This is a genomic window from Cedecea davisae DSM 4568 (assembly GCF_000412335.2).
GTDB classification, from domain to species: Bacteria; Pseudomonadota; Gammaproteobacteria; order Enterobacterales; family Enterobacteriaceae; genus Cedecea; species Cedecea davisae.
Genome location: NZ_KE161030.1, coordinates 2514750 through 2517525 on the forward strand (window position 1 = coordinate 2514750; position 2776 = coordinate 2517525).

4 protein-coding genes and 1 pseudogene are annotated in these 2776 nt (G+C 52.7%); all 5 read right to left on the reverse strand.

All coding sequences use genetic code 11. The features are described 5' to 3' along the window. Positions 1–180, reverse strand: a pseudogene (locus tag HMPREF0201_RS11405) (DUF3304 domain-containing protein); the annotation flags it as partial. Positions 181–320: 140 nt separating this feature from the next. Next, positions 321–851 carry a Tli1a family immunity protein gene (tli1a, locus tag HMPREF0201_RS11410; RefSeq protein ID WP_016536811.1) on the reverse strand — a complete coding sequence of 177 codons (531 nt, stop codon included), beginning with the start codon at positions 849–851 and terminating at the stop codon, positions 321–323. Positions 852–992: 141 nt separating this feature from the next. Then, positions 993–1523 (reverse strand): Tli1a family immunity protein, encoded by a 531-nt coding sequence (gene tli1a / locus HMPREF0201_RS11415; RefSeq protein ID WP_016536812.1) that lies wholly within the window; start codon positions 1521–1523, stop codon positions 993–995. Between the two features lie 140 nt (positions 1524–1663). After that, positions 1664–2194, reverse strand: a complete 531-nt coding sequence (tli1a, locus tag HMPREF0201_RS11420; protein WP_016536813.1) for a Tli1a family immunity protein — start codon at positions 2192–2194, stop codon at positions 1664–1666. Between the two features lie 140 nt (positions 2195–2334). Further along, the coding region (tli1a, locus tag HMPREF0201_RS11425) for a Tli1a family immunity protein (RefSeq protein ID WP_016536814.1) at positions 2335–2776 on the reverse strand (442 nt) is incomplete at its 5' end.

Sequence of the window (2776 nt, forward strand, 5' to 3'; positions counted from 1 at the left end):
CGGCCCGATAGCATCGATGCCCGACTGCCCGTTAACGCTGAAGTTGTTGATGGCCCATTTGGTATGGTTTATCGCTTCTATGGTTCCGCCCCCGCCGCCGCTTTGTGTCTCCGCATGCGGCTGGCTGCAGCCGCCAAGTAACGCGATGCTCAGTACTATGCCGTAGTATTGTCTCTTCATTATCCTCTTCCTTTTGTTGTGCTGTCCGGTATCTGGAAAATCCTTTAACCCTGCCCGCAGCCGCAGGCACGGTTAAAGGATCTGGCTGACTTATTCAGCTATTGCCGGGAAAGGCGGCGGGTACCAGGCTAGATCTGTCGTTATCTCGGGCATACCTTCGGCTCCTTCATCTCAAGCGGCAGTTTGATTGGGTAGTTTGCATTGGTCGGCGACCAGCAGCTGGTGGTCACTTTCACCTCATCGCAGGGTAAAAAGTGAACGGTAATGCCGCAGGTTTCTTTCCCGGAGTAGTCTGGTAATGGGACAATTGCACTATGTGTTTTTTTTTGCATGTCCATTTTTCTTTGCCACTTGAGATATTTTTCCCACTGTTCATATCCGGGGAATCCTTCTGTCCCTCCTAATCCAGTTTCCCAATCTATTTTTACCGTCATACCCGGTTTCCAGACAGCAGGTACCCCGTAGCAGCAGCCTCCGCCTCCGCCGTCGAATGGCCCGATAATATCGATTCCTGACTGGCCGTTAACGCTGAAGTTGTTGATGGCCCATTTGGTATGGTTTATCGCTTTGATTGTTCCGCCCCCGCCGCCGCTTTGTGTCTCCGCATGCGGCTGGCTGCAGCCGCCAAGTAACGCGATGCTCAGTACTATGCCGTAGCATTGTCTCTTCATTACCCTCTTCCTTTTGTTGTGCTGTCCGGTATCTGGAAAATCATTTAGCCCTGCCCGCAGCCGCAGGCACGGTTAAATAATCTGACGGCCTTATTCAGGCTATTGCCGGGAAAGGCGGCGGGTACCAGGCCAGATCTGTCGTTATCTCGGGCATACCTTCGGCTCCTTCATCTCAAGCGGCAGTTTAATTGGGTAAGATGGGCTACCGTAGGTAAAGCAGCTGGTAGTCACTTTTACTTCGTCGCAGGGCAGGAAGTGAACGGTAATACCGCAGGTTTTCTGCCCGGTATAATCTGGAACAGGAACCGTTTTTCTGTGCTGCCTGTTGTTTGCGCTCATTTTTTTTTCCCAGGCTTTATATTTTTCATAGTCTGCAAACCCCGGGAATCCGGCAGTTGACGCCTCTCCACTTTCCCAGTCAATCCGCACCGTCATACCCGGTTTCCAGACGCCAGGTACCCCGTAGCAGCAGCCCCCGCCGCCTCCGTCGAATGGCCCGATAGCATCAATTCCCGACTGGCCGTTAACGCTGAAGTTGTTGATGGCCCATTTGGTATGGTTTATCGCTTCTATGGTTCCGCCCCCGCCTCCGCTTTGTGTCTCCGCATGCGGCTGGCTGCAGCCGCCAAGTAACACGATGCTCAGTACTATGCCGTAGCATTGTCTCTTCATTACCCTCTTCCTTTTGTTGTGCTGTCCGGTATCTGGAAAATCCTTTAACCCTGCCCGCTGCCGCAGGCACGGTTAAAGGATCTGGCTGACTTATTCAGCTATTGCCGGGAAAGGCGGCGGGTACCAGGCCAGATCTGTCGTTACCTTGAGCATACCTTCGGCTCCTTCATCTCAAGCGGCAGTTTAATTGGGTAGTTTGCATTGGTCGGCGACCAGCAGCTGGTGGTCACTTTCACCTCATCGCAGGGTAAAAAGTGAACGGTAATACCGCATACTTCCTGTCCCGTATAATCAGGTAATGACACGGTTTTGCTATGTTGCCTGTTATTAGCGCTCATTTTCTTTTCCCAGGCTTTATATTTTTCACGATCGGCAAAGCCAGGGAATCCGGCAGTTGACGCCTCTCCACTTTCCCAATCTATTTTTACCGTCATACCCGGCTTCCAGACGGCAGGCACTCCGTAGCAGCAGCCCCCGCCTCCGCCGTCGAATGGCCCGATAGCATCAATTCCCGACTGGCCGTTAACGCTGAAGTTGTTGATGGCCCATTTGGTATGGTTTATCGCTTTGATTGTTCCCCCACCGCCGCCGCTTTGTGTCTCCGCATGCGGCTGGCTGCAGCCGCCAAGTAACACGATGCTCAGTACTATGCCGTAGCATTGTCTCTTCATTACCCTCTTCCCTTTGTTGTGCTGTCCGGTATCTGGAAAATCATTTAACCCTGCCCGCAGCCGCAGGCACGGTTAAATAATCTGGCTGACTTATTCAGCTATTGCCGGAAAAGGCGGCGGGTACCAGGCCAGATCTGTCGTTATCTCGGGCATACCTTCGGCTCCTTCATCTCAAGCGGCAGTTTAATTGGGTAAGATGGGCTACCGTAGGTAAAGCAACTGGTAGTCACTTTCACTTCGTCGCAGGGCAGGAAGTGAACGGTAATACCGCAGGTTTTCTGTCCGGTATAGTCAGGGACAGGAACCGTCTTACTATGTTGGCGTTTTTGTGCGTCAATATTTTTTTTCCACGCTAAATATTTTTTTTCGTCAGCAAACCCGGGAAATCCAGCCGATGACCCCTGCCCAGTCTCCCAGTCAATCCGCACCGTCATACCCGGCTTCCAGACGGCAGGCACCCCGTAGCAGCAGCCTCCACCCCCGCCGTCGAACGGCCCGATAATATCGATTCCCGACTGGCCGTTAACGCTGAAGTTGTTGATGGCCCATTTGGTATGGTTTATCGCTTCTATGGTTCCGCCA

Bases quoted from the DNA above. Each gene is read 5' to 3' on its own strand.
- tli1a (WP_016536812.1), bottom strand. From the start codon at position 1,523: ATGAAGAGACAATGCTACGGCATAGTACTGAGCATCGTGTTACTTGGC.
- tli1a (WP_016536811.1), bottom strand. From the start codon at position 851: ATGAAGAGACAATGCTACGGCATAGTACTGAGCATCGCGTTACTTGGC.
- tli1a (WP_016536813.1), bottom strand. From the start codon at position 2,194: ATGAAGAGACAATGCTACGGCATAGTACTGAGCATCGTGTTACTTGGC.